Annotated in this window: 14 protein-coding genes; 7 read left to right on the top strand and 7 right to left on the bottom strand. The window is 67.2% G+C overall.

Going from position 1 to position 19,120, the window contains the following annotated elements; translation table 11 throughout:
- Positions 1-4: 4 nt before the first annotated feature.
- Both AC1RKI_RS00400 and AC1RKI_RS00395 read right to left on the bottom strand, forming a co-directional pair.
- Complete coding sequence (locus tag AC1RKI_RS00400; RefSeq protein WP_341248634.1) at positions 5-832, bottom strand: TPM domain-containing protein; 828 nt, start codon at positions 830-832, stop codon at positions 5-7.
- 67 nt (positions 833-899) lie between these two features.
- On the bottom strand, positions 900-1,502 hold the full coding sequence (locus AC1RKI_RS00395) for a LemA family protein (protein WP_061958984.1): 603 nt from the start codon (positions 1,500-1,502) through the stop codon (positions 900-902).
- Between the two features lie 369 nt (positions 1,503-1,871).
- Between AC1RKI_RS00395 and dapA the strand changes: the two genes are divergently transcribed.
- The gene (gene dapA, locus AC1RKI_RS00390; protein ID WP_492794268.1) at positions 1,872-2,807 is read left to right on the top strand and encodes a 4-hydroxy-tetrahydrodipicolinate synthase; all 936 of its coding nucleotides are present in this window, start codon (positions 1,872-1,874) and stop codon (positions 2,805-2,807) included.
- Here the strand turns inward: dapA and hemL are convergent.
- Positions 2,794-4,086, bottom strand: coding sequence for a glutamate-1-semialdehyde 2,1-aminomutase (hemL, locus tag AC1RKI_RS00385; RefSeq protein ID WP_061958985.1), 1,293 nt, complete (start codon positions 4,084-4,086; stop codon positions 2,794-2,796). The genes dapA and hemL overlap by 14 nt on opposite strands.
- A gap of 252 nt (positions 4,087-4,338) precedes the next feature.
- Here hemL and AC1RKI_RS00380 point away from each other — a divergent pair, with 252 nt between their 5' ends.
- From AC1RKI_RS00380 to AC1RKI_RS00355, 6 genes are all read left to right on the top strand, one after another.
- A complete protein-coding gene (locus tag AC1RKI_RS00380) occupies positions 4,339-4,509 on the top strand; it encodes a rubredoxin (RefSeq protein ID WP_008644874.1) in 171 nt (56 codons plus the stop codon).
- A 375-nt stretch (positions 4,510-4,884) separates the two neighbouring features.
- Positions 4,885-5,382, top strand: a complete 498-nt coding sequence (locus tag AC1RKI_RS00375) for a response regulator (RefSeq protein WP_061958994.1) — start codon at positions 4,885-4,887, stop codon at positions 5,380-5,382.
- Between the two features lie 33 nt (positions 5,383-5,415).
- Entirely contained in the window at positions 5,416-5,784 is a 369-nt protein-coding gene (locus AC1RKI_RS00370; RefSeq protein ID WP_061958986.1) for a response regulator, read from the top strand.
- 197 nt (positions 5,785-5,981) lie between these two features.
- Positions 5,982-6,527 (top strand): chemotaxis protein CheW, encoded by a 546-nt coding sequence (locus tag AC1RKI_RS00365; RefSeq protein ID WP_061958987.1) that lies wholly within the window; start codon positions 5,982-5,984, stop codon positions 6,525-6,527.
- A gap of 52 nt (positions 6,528-6,579) precedes the next feature.
- A complete protein-coding gene (locus AC1RKI_RS00360; protein ID WP_061958988.1) occupies positions 6,580-8,775 on the top strand; it encodes a methyl-accepting chemotaxis protein in 2,196 nt (731 codons plus the stop codon).
- Positions 8,776-8,811: 36 nt separating this feature from the next.
- Complete coding sequence (locus AC1RKI_RS00355) at positions 8,812-14,913, top strand: hybrid sensor histidine kinase/response regulator (RefSeq protein ID WP_492794271.1); 6,102 nt, start codon at positions 8,812-8,814, stop codon at positions 14,911-14,913.
- Positions 14,914-15,089: 176 nt separating this feature from the next.
- On the opposite strand, the gene AC1RKI_RS00350 is transcribed toward AC1RKI_RS00355, so the two are convergent.
- The 4 genes from AC1RKI_RS00350 to AC1RKI_RS00335 all read right to left on the bottom strand — a co-directional run bounded on the left by AC1RKI_RS00350 (position 15,090) and on the right by AC1RKI_RS00335 (position 19,067).
- Positions 15,090-16,403, bottom strand: coding sequence for an MFS transporter (locus AC1RKI_RS00350; RefSeq protein WP_061957539.1), 1,314 nt, complete (start codon positions 16,401-16,403; stop codon positions 15,090-15,092).
- Positions 16,404-16,479: 76 nt separating this feature from the next.
- The gene (locus AC1RKI_RS00345; RefSeq protein WP_061957540.1) at positions 16,480-17,241 is read right to left on the bottom strand and encodes an SDR family oxidoreductase; all 762 of its coding nucleotides are present in this window, start codon (positions 17,239-17,241) and stop codon (positions 16,480-16,482) included.
- A 154-nt stretch (positions 17,242-17,395) separates the two neighbouring features.
- Positions 17,396-17,638: a hypothetical protein gene (locus tag AC1RKI_RS00340; protein WP_061957541.1), complete on the bottom strand. Its 243-nt coding sequence runs from the start codon at positions 17,636-17,638 to the stop codon at positions 17,396-17,398.
- Positions 17,631-19,067 (bottom strand): aldehyde dehydrogenase family protein, encoded by a 1,437-nt coding sequence (locus AC1RKI_RS00335; protein ID WP_061957542.1) that lies wholly within the window; start codon positions 19,065-19,067, stop codon positions 17,631-17,633. Before AC1RKI_RS00335 ends, AC1RKI_RS00340 begins: the two co-directional genes overlap by 8 nt.
- Positions 19,068-19,120: the final 53 nt, after the last annotated feature.

The raw sequence follows: 19,120 nt of genomic DNA, 5'->3' as shown, positions 1-19,120 counted from the left end.
CCCGTTACCAGTTGCCGGACGCGCCGCCGCCATCGAACCCGCCGCCCCCGCCGCCGCCGAAACCGCCGCCGCCGGAGCCGCCACCAAAACCTCCGCCATCGCCACCACCGCCACCCCAGCGCCGGCCGATCTCATAGCCGGTCATGCCGCCGAGTCCGCCCGCGGTACCGGTGGGCCAGCCGCGACGGCCGGTCACGATATGCGGGCTGCCGCCGCGGCGCAGCATCGCCGACAGAAAGAAGAACACGATGATCGCCAGGGAGAACAGCACCGGCAGCCAGTCGCCCAGCACGACGTTGCCCTGCGCGGCCTTGCGCTGCGGCGCGGCCAGTCCTTCCTTGTCGATGGTGGCCTGGATGGCCGAGACGCCGGCCGCCAATCCGCCATAGAAATCGTTCTGCCGGAAGTGCGGCGCCATCACGTCCTGCAGGATGCGGTTGGACATCGCGTCGGTCAGCGATCCCTGCACGCCGCGTCCTACTTCGATGCGCATCTTGCGCAGGCCGGGCGGGTTGTTTTTGGCGATCAGCACGATCACGCCATCGTCGATGCCCTTGCGCCCCGCGCGCCATGCGTCGGCCACGCGGATGCTGTAGGCGTCGAGCGTTTCCGGTTCGGTGGTCGGCAGCATCAGCACGAAGATCTGGCTGCCACGCTGCTGCTCGTATTCGGCCAGCACGTTTTCCAGCGCGCTGCGCTGGTCGGCGCTGAGCGTGCCGGTCAGATCGGTTACGCGCGCGGTCAATGGCGGCACGGCCACAAAGCCGTCGGCGGCCCACGCGGGCGCGGCCAGCGTCAAGGCGAGCAGGCACAGCGCGATCAGTCTGCGCATGGCGGCCGGAGCAAGGAGCGAAGCAAGCGCGATGGGCATGGCAAGCGCAGGGCCGAAGCGGTCATGATCAGAACTTCACCGCAGGCGGTGTCGAGATGGCTTTCTCGTTTTCCACCGTGAACGACGGCTTGACCGGGTACTTGAACACCATCGCCGTCAGGTTGGTGGGAAAGCTGCGGGCCAGCACGTTGTAGTCCTGCACCGCGGCGATATAGCGTTGGCGTGCCACCGTGATGCGGTTCTCGGTGCCTTCGAGCTGCGATTGCAAATCGCGAAATCCGGCATCGGCCTTGAGCTGCGGATAATTTTCGGAGACGGCCAGCAGGCGCGACAGCGCGCTGGTCAACTGTCCTTGCGCCTGCTGGAAGCGGGCGAACGCCTCGGGGTCGTTCAGTGTTTCGGGCGATACCTGGATGCTGGTGGCCTGCGCGCGCGCCTTGGTCACGGCTTCGAGCGTCTCGCGCTCATGCGTGGCGTAGCCCTTGACCGTGTTGACCAGATTCGGAATCAGATCGGCGCGGCGTTGATACTGGTTGACCACTTCGCCCCACGCGGCCTTCACGGCTTCGTCCTTTTTCTGGAAGTCGTTGTAGCCGCAGGCGGAAAGCAGACTGGCCAGCAGGCCAAGCACGATCCAGCGGAACAGGGCTGGGGTGGAAACAGTACGCATCAAGAAACTCCTGGAATGTCCGGTAACGATAGGGACGGCAATTCTGGAGTGTAGCGCAGCGCCCGCGCGACGCCGGCCGCATTTTGGCGGTCGCGCCGTGGCTGCGGCCGTGGTAGATTGGCTGCCATGTCGCGTCCAGCCCGTCATTTTCCGATCCGCCTCGCTCCCGCCATGGGTGCGTCGGCTGCGGCTGCGCGCGCCAAAGCCAAAAAACAGCCGCTCGTCTGACCGGAGCGCGCTGTTCCGTCAGATGGGCGACGGAACAGCAGCACCGGCTCGATCGGCTTACCCGCCTCGCGTTTTCCAGCCAAGTGCCCTGCGGCGTCGTGCATCGACGGTTTCCCGATCGGTCGATCCGGAGTTTTCTCGATGCAAACGACACAGCCGACACAACATGCCATGCACGGTATCTGGCTGCCGCTGGTGACCCCTTTTCTTGATGACGCCAGGCAGGGCGTCGACCATGGCGCGCTGCGGCGCATGGTGACGCACTATCGCGCCGCCGGTCTGGCCGGCATCGTGGTCTGCGGCAGCACCGGCGAAGCGGCCGCGCTCGATGCGGCCGAACAACTGGCCGTGCTGGACACGGTGCTGGAAGCGGCCGGCGATCTGCCCGTGACGATGGGGCTTGCCGGCAATCATCTCGGGCACACGCTGGCACGGCTGCGCGAGCTGAGCGCGCGGCCACTGGCCGGCGTGCTGGCGCCCGCGCCGTACTACATCCGCCCGTCGCAGGCCGGGCTGCGCGACTGGTTTGCGCGGCTGGCCGACGCCTCGCGCGCGCCGCTCGTGCTCTATGACATCCCGTATCGCACCGGTGCCACGCTGACGCTGGAAACGCTGCTGGCGCTGGCCGATCACGACAATATCGTCGCGATCAAGGACTGCGGCGGCAATGCGCATACGACGCAGGCGTTGATCGCCGACGGGCGGCTGTCGGTACTGGCTGGCGAGGATCACCAGCTGCTGGGCACGCTGGCGCTGGGCGGGCAGGGCGCGATCATCGCCTCGGCGCACTGCCGGCCCGACCTGTTCGTCGAGATCTGGCGCGCCATGGCAGCCGGGCGGCTGGACCACGCGCGCCGGCTGTTTCATGCACTGACGCCGCTGATCGAGGCGTTGTTCGCCGAACCGAACCCAGCGCCGCTCAAGGCGCTGCTGGCGCGGCAAGGCTGGTTGCGCAACGTGCTGCGCGCGCCGATGACCACCGCGGCGCCGCAACTGGACGCGCGGCTGGCGGGGTTGCATGAGGCATTGGGGACGGCGCTGCCGCCCGCGCCGCAGGCGTCGCTCAGCCGGCCTTGAAGGCGCGCGCGGCGGCGGCCAGCGTGGCGTCGATGATCGCGTCGTCGTGCCGGGCCGATACGAAACCGGCTTCGAATGCCGATGGCGCCAGATACACGCCTTCGTTGAGCATGGCGTGGAAGAAGCGGTTGAAGCGGCCCACATCGGCCTGCGTGACCTCGGCAAAGCTGGTCGGCACGGCGTTGGTGAAATAGATGCCGAACATGCCGCCGATGGCATCCGCGGCGAACGGTACGCCCGCCGCGCGCGCGGCGGCGGTCAGGCCATCGGCAAGCTTGCGGGTTTGCGCGGCCAGACTGTCATAGAAGCCGGGCGCCTGGATCAGCTTCAGCGTGGTCAGGCCCGCGGCCACGGCCAGCGGGTTGCCGGACAGCGTGCCGGCCTGATACACGCCGCCCAGCGGCGCCAGCTTGGCCATGATGTCGCGCCGGCCGCCGAACGCCGCCGCCGGCATGCCGCCGCCGATCACCTTGCCCAGGCAGGTCATGTCCGGCTTGATGCCGTAGTGCGCCTGCGCGCCGCCCAGCGCCACGCGGAAGCCGGTCATCACCTCGTCGAAGATCAGCACGGCGCCGTGCTCGCTGCACAGGTTGCGCATCGACTGCAGGAAGGCCTTGCTGGCGCGCACCAGATTCATGTTGCCGGCCACCGGTTCGACGATGACCGCGGCGATCTCGCCCTTGTGGCGCGCGAAGGCTTCCTCGAGCTGCGTCACGTTGTTGTACTCAAGCACCATCGTGTGGCGCGTGACATCGTTCGGCACGCCGGCCGACGATGGCGCATTCTGCGTGGTGTCCGCAAACGTCAGCAGCCCGGACCCGGCCTTGACCAGCAGGCTGTCGGCATGGCCGTGGTAGCAGCCCTCGAACTTGACGATCAGGTCGCGCCCAGTGAAGCCGCGCGCCAGGCGCAGCGCGCTCATCGTGGCTTCGGTGCCGGAAGAGACCAGGCGCACCTGCTCGATCGACGGCACCAGCTTGCAGATTTCCTCGGCCATGACGATCTCGCCTTCGGTCGGCGCGCCGAACGAAAAGCTCAGGCCAGCGGTCTCCTGCACGGCGCGCACCACATCGGGGTGCGCGTGGCCGACGATCATCGGACCCCAGGAGCCGATGTAGTCGATGTACTGCTGACCGTCGGCATCCCACATATAGGCGCCTTCGGCGCGCGTGATGAAGCGCGGCGTGCCGCCCACGGAGCGGAAGGCGCGCACGGGCGAGTTGACGCCACCGGGGATGGTTTGCTGGGCGCGATCGAAAAGCTGCTGGTTACGGGACATGGGATCTGGCTGAAAGATTCAGGAAATAGACAGGCGTCCGGCCTGGTGGGGCGGCGCGGCGTGCGTGCCCGGCCGGGGCCCGAAATTCGGACAATCCCGACCAAAAGAACGCCGTTCAAACGGCATCTGCACGCTAAATTGCGCGAACGCGGCGATATTGGACCGATTCTGCCGGCCCATGGGTGGCGTCATCGGCGCCGATTGGGTACCATCATGCGCTGGATTTTAATGGAGAGTGGCAAGAGCCTGCATATGGAATACAAGACTTGGATGTGCCTGATCTGTGGCTGGATTTACGACGAGGCCGCGGGCGCGCCGGAAGACGGCATCGCGCCGGGTACTAAATGGGAAGACGTACCCATCAACTGGACCTGCCCGGAATGCGGTGCGCGCAAGGAAGATTTCGAGATGGTGGCGATCTGAGGCCAGGCGCGTCGCGCTTACGCGACAGTGCGGCCGGCCGCGCCGGAAGCTCCGGATTGACGGCCCCACCACGAGTTGTCACACTCTGCGGCAAAACTGAGCATCGCTGCGGCAAGCGTGCCCGCCGGGCGCCCACAGGGTGTCCATCGCAGGGCGGCAGGCCGCAACAGACGATGTTGCCGCACAAGAATAGTTAGAGCAGTACCGGCAGGCGTGCATCGAAAGCGCGCCGCCAACCGGCCGGGTAGCCGGGTTTTTTGACTGGGAAATGGAAAATCGGGGGCCGCCGGCGCGCCATGCGTGGTGCCGTGCGGAAGTTCTCAAGTGAATGCCGGCGTCTGCGATCTCATGCAGTCAGCAGGCCGCGGGAACAAGATGCGGGTCACTCAAACAGAATCGGACACGTCAGTCGATGGGGTCGGCGCCGGCGGCATTGCCGTTGCCGGCGAAGCATCCGCGGCCAGCCGCAAGGCCGCCGCGAAGGTGCTCGTGATCGACGACTCCAGCACCATCCGCCGCACGGCGGAAATCTTCCTTACGCAGGCGGGCTATCAGGTCATGTTGGCCGAGGACGGCTTCGAGGCGCTGGCCAAGGTTGGCGACCTGCACCCGGACGTCATCTTCTGCGACATCCTCATGCCGCGGCTGGACGGATACCAGACCTGCTCCCTGATCAAGAAAAGCCCGCGCTTCCACGCGATCCCCGTGATCATGCTGTCGTCCCGCGACGGCGTGTTCGACCGGTCGCGCGGCCGGCTCGTCGGCGCTCACAATCATCTGGCCAAGCCGTTCTCCCGCGAAGCCCTGCTGCAGGCCGTCCAGCACTGCCTGGCGGGCTGCGTGCCGGAGGAGGGCGCGGCCGTGGCGGCATGATGCGTGCCGCCCGAAGCATCCAGGAATGAAACAATGACCATCAGCAAAATCCTTATCGTCGACGATTCGCCCACCGAAGCCCTGTTCATGTCCGACCTGCTCGGCAAGAAGGGTTTCAAGGTCTCCGTGGCCGGCAATAGCGAACAGGCCATGGCGCGCCTCGAGGCCGACGCCTTCGACCTGATCCTGATGGATGTGGTGATGCCGGGCCAGAACGGCTACCAGGCCACGCGCGCGATCAAGCGCGACGACCGCTTCAAGGACATCCCGGTGATCATGTGCACCAGCAAGGGCCTGGAAACCGACCGCATCTGGGGCATGCGCCAGGGCGCATCGGATTACATCGTCAAACCGGTGGACAGCGACGAACTGCTGTCGAAGATTGCCGCGCTGGCGCACTGAGCGCGGCAATCGTGGCTGTTCGATGCCCATTGATGACCGCCATGAACCGCGGCGCGGGCTGGCCGATGCGGGCCCGGTTTCGCGTCGTTCCGGCCATGTTCCAGGCTCGATGCGGTCTCGATGCGGCCCGGTCCGATTTCGCTTCGGCCGCGCCGCGCGCCTGTCTCCGGCTTAATTCCTGGATCTGCTAACCCATCATGAACGCGCCGCGCCAAGACCTCCGAGCCCGCCAGACCCGCCTGCACGATTACCAGGCCATGCTCGCCCGCCGCCTGCGCGAGGCGCGCAACCTGCCGGTGGTCGAGAGCTACCTTGGCGTGCTGGTGGGCCAGCGCAACTGGCTGCTGCCGCTGACTGAAACCGGCGAGGTGCTGGAAATGCGCACGCCGGCCAGCGTGCCGCTGACGCAGCCGTGGTATCGCGGCCTCGTCAACGCGCGCGGCAACCTGCTCGGCGTGATCGATTTCGGCATGTTCTGCGGCGAAGGACCGACGCCAGTACAGCCGGGCAGCAAGATCGTCGTGCTGTCGCGTCATGTGGAACGGGCCTGCGGCATCATCGCCACGCGCGTGGTGGGCCTGCGCCACGCGGCGGATCTTGCGCCGGCGGCGTCGGATGGGGAGTCCGGTGAGTGGCTCGGCGCGCAGTTCGCCGATCGTGAGGGGCGCGACTGGCGGGTGCTGGACATCCAGCGGCTGCTCGATGCGCCGGCATTCCTGCAGGCCGGCCGCAGCGTGGCCTGAGCAGAAAAGCCAACGAAGAACAAACAAAGCACGAATAAAACAGAGGGTTGCCATGGGAATCAAGAAGATCAGCCTCGGTCGCCGCACGGCTGCCGCCGGCGCCGCAGCACAAGCCGCCGCGCCGCGCGCATCGATGTTCGCCAAGGGGGACGCGGGGCAGGGTGGCCTGGGCCGCAGCCCGGTCGAACTGATGACGGGCTGGCTGTCGCGCATGCCGTTTTCGTCCCAGCAGCGGGCGCTGACGGTCGGCGTGGTGGTGTCGCTGCTGGCACTGCTGGCATCGGTCTATCTCGATAACCGGCAGGCTACCAACGGCGCGGCGCAGATCGAAATCGCGGGCGACATGCTGATGCACTCGCAGCGTCTGGGCAAGGCCGTGCCGGTGGCGTTGCTCGGCAACGCGCAGGCATTCACGCAGCTGCGGCAATCGAAGGAACAGCTGACGGCCGACTTGCTGGCGCTGCAGAACGGTAGCGACGAAAAGCATGTGCGCGCCACCACCGGCGCCGCCGAGCCGCTGCTGGAAAAGGCCTTTACCTCGTGGAAGCGATCCGAAAAGAGTGCGGCCGACGTGCTGGCCCAGCAGCCCATCCTGACCACCATCGGCCAGACGCTGCAGATCTTCAACGCCTCGAACCCCGAACTGCTCGAAGCCGCCGAACAGGTGGCCGCGATCAAGCTGCAGGCCGGCGCCAACACGCGTGAAGTGGCGGCATCCGCGCAGTTGGTGATGTTGACGCAGCGGCTGGGCAAGAACCTCAACGAATTCCTTTCCGGCGAAGGCGTGAACCCGGAAACGGCGTTCCTGCTGGGCAAGGACACCAACACCTTCCGCGAAACGCTCGACGGCCTGATGAACGGATCCGAGGCGCTGCGTCTGTCGCCGGCCAACGACGCCGAAACACGCAGCTATCTGCAGCAGTTGTCGCAGCGTTTCGAAGCGGTGCAGAAAACCACGCAGACGATTCTGCAGAATCTGCCAGGTCTGATTGCCGCCAAGCGTGCGCAGCAGCAGATCTTCAACGACAACGAAGCGCTGCGCGGCGAACTGTCGCAACTGCAGTCCGCCTACGCCGAAGGCGCGCGCCTGCGGCCGTGGACGCTGGGCGCGATGGTGCTGTCCGCCATCGCAACGCTGTTGTGCCTGGCCGGCCTGGCCGCCCTTTACCTGCGCGATTCGCGCGTGCGTGCGCTGGAAGCCGAAGCGCGCGAACGCGAAGCCGAAGCGCGCCGTCTCGACGAAAAGCGCAACAACGATGCCACGCAGAAGGCCATTCTGCAGCTGATGAACGAGCTGCAGGACATCGCCGACGGCGACCTGACGCGCCAGGCCACGGTGACCGAGGACATTACCGGCGCCATCGCCGACTCGGTGAACTACACCGTGGAAGAACTGAAGGAACTGGTCGGCCGCGTTCAGCAGACCGCCGGGGAAGTGCAGCACGCATCGGCGCAGGTGCAGGACACCTCGGTGCAACTGGCGGCCACCACGGAAGAGCAGTCGCGTCAGATTCGCCAGACCGGCGAATCGGTGGTGGAGATGGCCGATCGCATCACGCAGGTGTCGCGCGGCGCAGCCGAATCGGCCAACGTGGCGCGCGCGTCGCTGGCGGCGGCGGAGCAGGGCCAGCAGGCCGTGCAGAACGCCATCACCGGCATGAACGGCATTCGCGACCAGATCCAGGAGACCTCGAAGCGGATCAAGCGGCTTGGCGAATCGTCGCAGGAGATCGGTGAAATTGTGGAACTGATCTCGGACATTACCGAACAGACCAACGTGCTGGCGCTGAATGCTGCCATCCAGGCCGCATCCGCAGGCGAAGCGGGGCGCGGCTTCTCGGTGGTGGCCGAGGAAGTGCAGCGCCTGGCCGAACGCTCGGGCGAGGCGACCAAGCAGATCGGTGCGCTGATCCGCACGATTCAGACCGACACGCAGGACGCCGTGCATGCCATGGAGCAGAGCACCCAGGGCGTGGTGGAAGGCGCGCGGCTGTCCGATAACGCCGGCGCCGCGCTGCTGGAAATCGGCCGCGTGTCGCGCCAACTGGCCGAACTGATCGAGCAGATTTCGCAAACGACGTCGCATGAGGCAAGCCTGGCCACCAACGTGGCGCACCACATCGAAGGCATCCTGCAAGTGACGGCGCAGACCACGGCCGGCACGCGCCAGACTGCACAGTCGGTGCGGCAGCTGACGGCACTGACCGAAGAACTGCGCAACTCGGTATCGCGATTCAAGATCGCCTGACGCCCGCTTCATTTGACGGGCGCACCGGAACTGGTCATGTCCTTGAATTCCACTGTTTTGAGCGACGTGGCCGACCCGGCCGCGCAGCAACCCCAAGCCTCGCCAGAGCCGGCGCCGATGGCCACGACCGCAACCCCTGACATTCCGGCCGCGCCGCAGCGCGATCTTTCCGTACTGGCGTGGCTGGCGCCAAGCCTGCGCGCCGCGCTGGACGACGCCGCGGCCGAACTCGGCCACTATGTCGACGAAATCCGCCAGACGCCCGAGGCGCTGGGCGCGCGCGATACCACGGCGCTGCGCCTGGCGGGCCAGCAGTTGCACCAGGCCGCCGGCGCGGTGCATATCGTCGGCCTGCGCGGCGTGGACGCCTATTGCCAGGGTTTGCGACGTCTGCTCGAAGCGATCGATGCGGGATCGGTAGCCGCCGACGCGCAGGCGCTCGCCGTGTTCCGTGGCGGCGTGCAGGCGCTTGCCGAGTATGTCGACGATCTGATGGCCGGCGACGCCGAAGATCCGCTGCGCCTGTTCCAGCCCTATGCCGACGTGCTGGCGCTGATGAAGGAAGAGCGCGTGCATCCGGCCGACCTGTGGATCGAGGAGCTGCAGATGCTGCCGGGCATCGTGCTGCCTACGCGCTCCACGTCGGCGGTCACGCGCGCACGGCTGCGCTTCGAGGCGGCGCTGCTCAAGGCGTTGCGGCTACCTACGCCGTGTACCGACGCATCGTTGCTGCGCGAGGCGTGGCTGCCGCTGCAGGCGGCGCTGGACGAAGTGCGCAACCACGAACAGGACGCGCGCCGCACCACCGACAATCCCGATCGCGGCATCTGGCATGCGCTGGCGCTGGTGTTCCGGGCGCTCGCCCAGGGTCTGCTGCCATCCGACCTGCTGGCCAAGCGCTTCGCCGCGCGCGCGCATCTGCTGGTGCGCCAGTACCTGCAGGGACAGGTGCGCGTGCCGCAGGCGCTGCTCAACGATGCGGTCTTCTTTCTGGTCAGCACGGGGCTGACGCCGGACGGCCCCGAGGACACCACGCCGCCAGCGCAGCAGGCCGCGGTGCAGGTGCTGCGTGCCGATATCGCGCGCAGTCTGCGTGCGTTCCGCGTCGATCCCGCGCACATCGTGGCGCGCGCCGACTATCGCAAGCGTTTTTACGGCTGGCTCGATCCGATCGACACGCGCAATCTGCAAAACGCCGCTGCCGCGATCGAACGCGCGGCCGGCGACGACCAGGCGGGATGGGAATTGGCGCTGGCATCGCTGGCCGAGGCCGCCATGCCGCTGGCGCAGCCCGCCTTGCAGCAATGTCTGACCGCCGCAGCGGCGTATGCCGGCCAACGCCCCATGCACGATGCGCTGGGCCGGGGTGGCGTGGCACTGTTCCTTGCCCGCGTGCTGGCGATGCCGTGGCGCGTGCATGGCAAGTCAGGACACGCTTCGGCGGCCGAATTTGCGCAACGCTGCGATGCCCTGGCTGTTTGCCTGGCCGATGCCGATGCGGTGGCGCCAGACTGGCTGTGCGCAATGGTCGATGCCGCCGGCGCCCAGGCGCAGCGCACCGAGGCCGTGGCGCAGGTGCGCGCGCAACTCGATAGCGGCGAATCGTGGCTCGATACTTACGATCGCAACACGGCGCGGGCCGACGCCGCGCACGCGCTGGACGACGCCGCGCAGGCGTTTGACGCGCTGCTGGCCAGCATCGAGCGGATCCACGGCAGCGCGGCGATGCCCGCTGGCATCGAGCCCGATACCGATGCGGCGCTGGCCGCGGTGCGCTCCGTGCTGCAACGCCTGGGCGTGCTGCGCGAGACCGTGGACGATGTGGCGCGCGTCGAGCAACTGTCCGATATCGCGGCAGAACTCGGTGCCGTGCATGCGTTTGCCGATCTGCTGGAATTCGGCCGCAAGCAGCCCAATGCCGCAGACGAAGACCCGCTGGCCGCGCACGCGCCGGGCCCGGCGGGCCTGCCGCAAGGGGCGCTGGCCGCGGCGCGCACTGCCGCGATGGACGCGATCCGGGTGGCCGCCGCGGCGGACTCGCCCGAGATCCAGCGGCTGCGCGCCGCACTGCAGGCCTTGTCCGACCAGGCGGCGATCGACGACGATGCCGCGCTGCGCCGCCAGGCCCGGGAAGCCACCACGCAGTTGCACGCGTGGCTGGCTGGCAGCGATTCCGCCGCAGAGCGCATGGTGGTGGCGCTGGCCGATCCACTGTCGGCTGCCGCACCGTCGGCGATTTCTGCTGCTGCGCCGATGCCGGTCGACGCCGCCGCCATCGACGCCGAACTGCTCGAGATCTTTCTGTCCGAGGCGGAAGAAGTGCTCGGCAATATCGCCACCGACATCCGAGCAGGCATCAATGCGCTGCGCGATGCCGATGTCCTGATCCGCGTGCGCCGCGCGTTCCACACGTTGAAAGGCTCGAGCCGCATGGTCGGCCTGAACCGCTACGGCGAAGCCGCGTGGTCCGTCGAGCAGGTCATGAACCTGTGGATCGCCGAAACGCGCGAGCCGCAGCCCGAACTCCTCGCGTTGCTGCAGCAGGCGCACGATCTGTTGCACGAATGGGCGCTGGCGTTGCGCGACGATCCGTCGACGCTGCGCGAGATCGCGCCGCTGGTCGATGCCGCACAGCGCGTGCGCGAGCCCGGCGCGACGTCGTTGTCGGGGTCTGCGGCGCTGCCGCTCGACTCGCTGGACGCCCTGCTGGCCGATGCTGCCGCGTCCGTGGCGGCCGACGCGCCGCAGGCGGCGGACGTCATGGCGGTCGATACGTCTGAAAGCTTTGCCGCGCACGCGCAGGCCGATATCGTCGACATCGCAGGCACAACTGACGTGGCCGGCTCTGGCGCCCATGCGATTGCCATCGACGTGCCTCCAAGCGACGCAACGTTGACGCCGCCCGCATCGCAAGCGGCGGATGGCGACGACAGCAACGTGCTGCCGTTCCGCTTTGCCGGCGGCCTGGGCAGCGACGACGACAATTTCAAGGTGATCGGCCCGGTCCGGATCGGGCTGGCGCTCTACAACGTCTACTTGCAGGAGGCGGACGATCTGCTGCGGCAGTTCGCCACCGATCTGTCCGAGTGGAAGCACGAAAACCATCCGTGCCCGAGCGAGCTGGCGCTGCGCGTCGCGCATACGCTGCAGGGCAGCGCGTCGACCGTTGGCCTGGAGCCGGTGCGCGAGATCGCCGAGGCGCTGGAACACTTGCTGTTGCTGCTGGGCCGCCATCCGGTGGTCATGCATCCGGGCGATTTCCGCTTGCTGGAGCAGGCTGTCGACCGCCTGCGCGCGATGCTGCACCAGTTTGCCGCCGGCATCTGGCCCGAGGCCGACCGCGCGATCTGCCGCGATCTCAACGATTTCGGCGAGCGCGCGCTGGTGCGACCTCGCGCGGCGGTGCCCGCGGAGCAATCGGCCGGTCAGGAAGGATCGGTGTCGCAACTGTTCGGCCAGCACGCGCAATTGCCCGAGATCGATGCGGACGCCCACGCGCCGCAGGCGGCGTTGCCGCCCGTGAAGCTGACGCCGATCACCTCGCTGCCGCCGGTGTCGGCGTCGACGCTGTCATCGCCCACATCGCCGCTGACGCCGGTGACGGCGCTGCACGACGCCGTGGTGATTCCGATGCCCGCCGCGCGCCACGACACGGTGGCCGTGGCCCATGTGTCGGCCGATTCGCGCGATTCGCTGGATGCGCCCGATACGTTGTCGCAGGAGGACTCGTCCACCGATGTGTCGGAACTCGATGCGGCGCTGGTCGAGATCTTCCTTGAGGAAGCGCAGGGCACGCTGCCCGAACTGGGCAAGATGCTGCGCACGTGGGAAGCCGCGCCCGAAGACGCGCAGCATGGCGGCCTGATCCTGCGCGGCCTGCATACGCTCAAGGGCAGCGCACGCATGGCCGGTGCAATGGCACTGGGGCAGGCGGCGCACGAAATGGAAACGCTGCTGGACGCCAGCGTGCGCGGACAACGTGTGTCGCCCGATCTGTTCGGCAAGCTCTACGCCTGGTACGACCGCATCCTCGCGCATGTCGACGCGCTGCAGAACGGCCGCCTGCTGCCGGTGGACGACGCCGACGTGATCAACGGACTGGTGGCGGGGTCGCCGGCGCCGCAGGAAAACGCGCTGGTGCCGTCGTCGACGCAGCCGGCGGTGCCCGCCGCTCCGCTCGTCGCGGCCCCGGTCGCGCCGATGGCCTTGCCGACCGATGCGGAGCGCCAGCGCGCGCTGGTCCGCGTGCAGGCCCGCACGCTCGATACGCTGATCAACGATGCCGGCGAAGTGGGCGCCACGCGCGCGCGTCTGGACAGCGAACTGGTGGCGCTGCGCAGCTATCTGGGCGAACTGAACGACAACGTCGCGCGCTTGCGCATGCAACTGCGCGAAATCGAGATCCAGGCGGAAACGCAGATGGCGTCGCGGATCGCCGACGCGCAGCAGAATCAGGAATTCGATCCGCTGGAATTCGACCGTTTCACGCGCTTCCAGGAACTGACGCGGATGATGGCCGAGTCGGTCAACGACGTGGCGACCGTAGAGCAGAACCTGCAGCGCGGCTTCGACCGCGCCTCGGGCGACCTGGCCGCGCAGGCGCGGCTGACGCGCGGGCTGCAGCGCGGGCTGATGCAGGCGCGCATGGTGCAGTTCGACGCGCTGGCCGAACGCCTGTACCGCGTGGCGCGCCAGGCCGCCACCGAGACCGGCAAGGAAGTGCGGCTGCTGATCAAGGGCGGCACCGTGGAAATCGATCGCTCGGTGCTGGACCGCATGGCCGGCCCGATCGAGCATCTGATCCGCAATGCGGTGGTGCATGGCATCGAGCCGGCTGAGGTGCGCCGCGCGGCCGGCAAGTCGGCCACCGGTGCGTTGACGCTGGAAGTGCAGCAGGAGGGCAACGAAGTCGTGCTGACGTTCTTTGACGACGGCGGTGGACTTGACCTGACCCGTATCCGCCAACGTGCGATCGCCCGCCAGTTGCTGACGGCCGATGAAGACGCCAGCGACGCCCGCCTGACCGAGATGATCTTCGCGCCCGGTTTTTCGACGGCCGACTCGGTGTCCGAACTGGCTGGCCGTGGCGTGGGCATGGATGTGGTGCGATCCGAAACCGTGGCGCTGGGCGGCCGCATCACGTTGTCGACCGAGCCCGGCCGCGGCACGAGCTTTACGGTGCATCTGCCGCTGACCACCGCCATTACGCAGGTGCTGCTGGTCTCGCTGGGCGGGCGCCTCTACGCGATGCCAAGCGGCATGATCGATCAGGTTCACCAACTGCGCGAGAAGCCGCTGCTCGATGCGTACAACGCGCGCCGGTTCATGGCCGGCGGCATCGAAGTGCCGTTCTTCTATTTCGGCGCGCTGCTCGAGGAAACCTCGGCGATGGCGTCGGGCCGCAAGTATTCGCCGGTGGTGGTGGTGCGCTCGGGTGCGGAGCGCGTGGCCGTGCACGTCGACGACGTGATCGGCAACCGCGAAGTGGTGGTCAAGCACATCGGCCCGCATCTGGCGCGCCTGGAAGGCATCGCTGGCGCCACGACGCTCGGCGACGGCGAGATCGTGCTGATCTACAACCCGGTGGTGCTGGCGCAGCGCTGGATTCGCGAGCGCGGCGAAGCGGCGCCGGCCATGCCGGCGTTGCCCGCGCCGCAGCAGATGGGCGCCGTGGCGGAGTTCGTGGGCGCCGGCGCGACAATGCCGGTGGCCGGCCTGGTGACGCAGCCGACCGTGATGGTGGTGGACGATTCGCTGACCGTGCGCAAGGCCAGCCAGCGGTTGCTGACACGCGCCGGGTATCAGGTGGTGCTGGCGCGCGATGGCGTGGATGCGCTGCGGCAGCTGCAGGAAGTGATGCCGGACGCGATGCTGGTCGACATCGAGATGCCGAACATGGACGGCTTCGACCTGACCCGCAACGTGCGTGCCGATTCGCGCACCAGCCATATGCCGCTGGTCATGATCACGTCGCGCACCGCCGAAAAACACCGCCGCTATGCGGCCGAGATCGGCGTGAACGTCTATCTGGGCAAGCCATTCAACGAGGACGAATTGCTGCGCACGCTGCAGCAACTGATCGGCGAAAAGGCCGCCATGGCAGCCGGATCGGTCGCGCAGATGCTGGGCGACAGCTGACGAGGCGCGTCACTGGCCGGTACGCCGTGCTGGCGTGATCCGGCTGCAGCGGCGCGGCTCGTTCGTCGATGAAGCCCGCTGCGCGGAAGCGGGCCACGCCGCCGCAGCGGCGGCTGGGTTCGATTCACCGCGCTTCAGTGGCTACCGATCGGCATCTGCGCATCGGTAGCCACGCATCACTCGCCGCGCCTGTTGACCATCCTGGCTGGCACAGACAACGTCAGCGCGGCGCCCACCACCATGCACACGGCCAGCAGATACATGCCGGAATCGGTGCTTTGCGTCAGGTCCTTGAGCCAGCCCACGGCGTAGGGGCTGATGAAGCCCGCGAGGTTGCCCAGCGAATTGATCAGCGCGATGCCGGCGGCCGCACCGGTGCCGGCCAGGAAGGCCGTCGGCAGGCTCCAGAACAGCGGCAGCGTGGTCAGGATCCCGATCGTGGCGAGCGTCAGGGCCACCATGGCCAGCGTGGTGTCGCCATGCCATTGCACCGACAGCACCAGCCCCACCGCACCCGCCAGCGCGGGCAGCGCGATATGCCAACGCCGTTCGCCGCTGCGGTCCGCGCTATACGCCACCAGCACCATGCCGATCACGGCGCAGCCATACGGGATGGCGGTCAGCAGGCCCACATCGAGCGCGCCTTTTACGCCGGTCTGCTTGATGATGGTCGGCAGCCAGAAGCTCACGCCGTACAGCCCCATCACGAAGCTGAAGTAGATCGCGCTCATCAGCCAGACGCGCGGGCTGGACAATACCTGCGCGACGGGCGGATCTTCCTTGTGCTGGTTCTCGGCCGAGATATTGCGCTCGAGCAGCGCTTTCTCTTCCGCGTTCAGCCATTTGGCGTGCGCGATGCGGTCGTCCAGAAAAAGCAGCACCCAGATGCCGACCAGGATCGACGGAATCCCCTCGACCAGGAACATCCATTGCCAACCCGACCAGCCGTTATGGCCGTCGAAGGATTGCATCAGCCAGCCGGACAGCGGCCCGCCGATCACGCCGGACAGCGCAATGGCGGTCATGAAATACGTGGTGGTGCGACCGCGCCGATTGGCCGGATACCAGTAGGTCAGATACAGGATGATGCCGGGGAAGAAGCCGGCCTCGGCCACGCCCAGCAGGAAGCGCAGCACGTAGAACATGGTCGGCGTGGTGACGAACATCATCGCCGCCGAAATGACGCCCCAGGTGATCATGATCCGCGCAATCCAGATGCGCGCGCCGACCTTGTGCAGGATGACGTTGCTCGGCACCTCGAACAGGAAGTAGCCGATGAAGAAGATGCCCGCGCCCAGGCCGTAGATGGTTTCGCTGAACTTGAGATCGCTGAGCATCTGCAGCTTGGCGAAGCCCACGTTGACGCGGTCCAGATAGGCCACCACGTAACAGAGCAGCAGGAAAGGCACTAGCCGCCAGCTGACCTTGCGATAGACGGCGTCTTCGAAACTGGCGTCGCGCGCGCCGGTATTGACTGCGGTGGTTGTCATCGGTGTCTCCTCGTTGGGTTTTTGTAGATGTACGACGTTACCGCTGGTGAAAAAACTGGATTCTTTGGCGCGCCGCTCAGACGCAGCGTCCGCCGTCCACCTCGATGCAGGTGCCGGTGATGAACGCCGCTTCGTCCGATGCCAGATACAGGCAGGCGTTGGCCACGTCCTGCGGGGTCGACATGCGGCCCATCGGGATCGTGGCGAGGAACCTGGCGCGATTCTCGGGCGTGTCCGGCATGCCCATGAACTGCTCGAGCAGACCGGTCGCGCCAATGACGGGATTGACGCAATTGACGCGGATGTTGTCGGGACCGAGTTCGGCGGCCATTGCCTTGCTGGCGACGATCACCGCGCCCTTGCTGCCGTTGTACCAGACCAGGCCCGGACGCGGACGGATGCCGGCGGTGGACGCGACATTGACGAAATTGCCGCCGCCGCGCTGGCGAAAATGTCCGATGAAATGGTGGGCCGACCAATAGATACTCTTGACGTTGACGGCGTAGACGCGGTCGAACTCTTCTTCGGTGACTTCGAGGATCGGCTTGTTGCGATGGGTGGTGCCGGCGTTATTGACCACGCAATGCACGTCGCCGAACGCCTTGAGCGTGGCGTCGCGCATCGCCGCCACGTCGTCGCCGCGCGAAACGTCGGCGCGCACCGCGTGCGCCTGGCCGCCCGCATCGCGAATCGCCGCGGCCACGCGCTCGGCGGCTTCGGCGTTGAGGTCGGCCACCATCACGCCAGCCCCCTCGCGCGCGAAGGTCCGCGCAATGCCTTCGCCAAATCCCGAGCCGCCGCCCGTCACAATCGCCACCTTGCCAGCCAGTCTGGTCATTGCCTGTCTCCTGTTTGGGTGAGGCCCGGCGCGGTCTGTGCCGCGCTGCGGGTGGAACATCGATAAAGCGAATTGGGCCGATCAGCGCGAATCAGGCCGAACGGCGCAAATCATTGCATGGCGATTGGGGTGCGAGTCGGTGCAGTCAGTGCACTCAATGCGAGAACGGTCCGCGTCCGCGCAGTGCGTTGGCCACCATCATCAGCGCCAGCAGAAACGGCAGCGCCACGTAGAGGCACCAGTGCACGCGGTCGCCCACGGTGTCGCCCCATTTGCGCTTGAACACCTGCAGGCGGGGCATGCCCGATGGATTGGTGGCGCGCTTGTTCTTGACGTGCCAGGCCATCCAGAAAAAGAAGATGGCGAACGCGACCGAAAGGAAATTAATGCTACCCATGTTGAATGGCGATGGTTTTCAGAGTGGTAAATCCGTACAGGGCTTCGAAGCCCTTCTCGCGGCCGTGGCCCGACTGGCCGGTGCCGCCGAATGGCAGCTCGACGCCGCCGCCGGCGCCGTAGTTGTTGATAAAGACCTGGCCCGCGCGCAGTTTGCGCGCCAGCCGCATCTGGCGGGCGCCGTCGCGCGTCCAGACACCGGCCACCAGACCGTAGGCCGTGCCGTTGGCCAGGCGCACGGCCTCGTCTTCGGTATCGAACGGCATGGCGGCCAGCAGCGGGCCGAATACTTCCTCCTGGGCAAGCCGATGGGTGGGCGGCACGTCGCGGAACAGCATCGGCACCTGATAGTAGCCGGACTCCGGCGCATCGCCGACGATCTGGCCCTGCGCCATGACCGCGATACCGGCGTGCTGCGCGTCGGAGACGAAGTCCCACACGCGCTGCTGCTGCTTGCGGCTGATCAACGGGCCGCATTCGAGGTCGAGCGCCGAAGGCCCCACGCGCAGCGATTCGAACACGCCCGACAGACGGTCGAGCAGCGTTTCGTACACGGGGCGCTCCACTAGCAGACGGCTGCCGGCCGAACACGTCTGGCCCGCATTCTGCACGATGCCGTTGACCACCACCGGCAGCAGCGCATCGAGATCGGCATCGGCAAACACCACCTGCGGCGACTTGCCGCCCAGTTCCAGCGTCACCGGCACATGGTTTTCGGCGGCAAGCTGCGCGACCAGCTTGCCGGTTTCGGGCGACCCTGTGAATGAAATATGGTTGATGCCGGGATGTCGTGCCAGCGCGGCGCCGGCCTCATGGCCGTAGCCGGTGACGATATTCAGCGCGCCTTCCGGCAGCCCCGCTTCGGCGGCCAGTTCGGCCACGCGCAGGATCGACAGGCAGGCGTCCTCGGCGGGCTTCACCACGCAGGCGTTGCCGGTGGCCAGCGCCGCGCCGACGCTGCGGCCGAAGATCTGCAGCGGGTAGTTCCACGGCACGATGTGGGCGGTGACGCCGTGCGGCTCGCGCACGGTCAGCACGGTGTAGCCGGTGCGATAGGGAATCGTCTGGCCGTGCAGCTTGTCGGCGGCGCCGGCGTAGAACTCGAAATAGCGCGCCACGGCGCGGGCATCGGCACGGGCCTGGCGCAAAGGCTTGCCGGTGTCGCGCGCTTCCAGTTCGGCCAGTTCGTCCTCATGCTCGATCAGCTTGAGTGCCACGCGATTAAGCAGGCGCACGCGATCGGCGGGGTCCATCGCACCCCATTCGCCTTCCAAGGCCTGGCGAGCGGCGTGCACGGCGACGCTGACGTCGGTGGCGTTGCCGCGCGCGATCTCGGCAAACGGCTCGCCGCTGGACGGGTCGAACACCTTGATGCGCAGGCCGGAATCGGGCGCAATCAGACGGTTGGCGACGAAATGCTGGGCATGCATACGTGTCTCCGGGCTCCGCAATGGAGCAGATGCTGAAAATCGGGAATGTCGCA

The organism is Cupriavidus sp. GW822-FHT06G04, assembly GCF_058799075.1.
The sequence above is the reverse complement of the archived record's forward strand: the minus strand, read 5'-3'. Positions and strand labels throughout refer to the sequence as shown.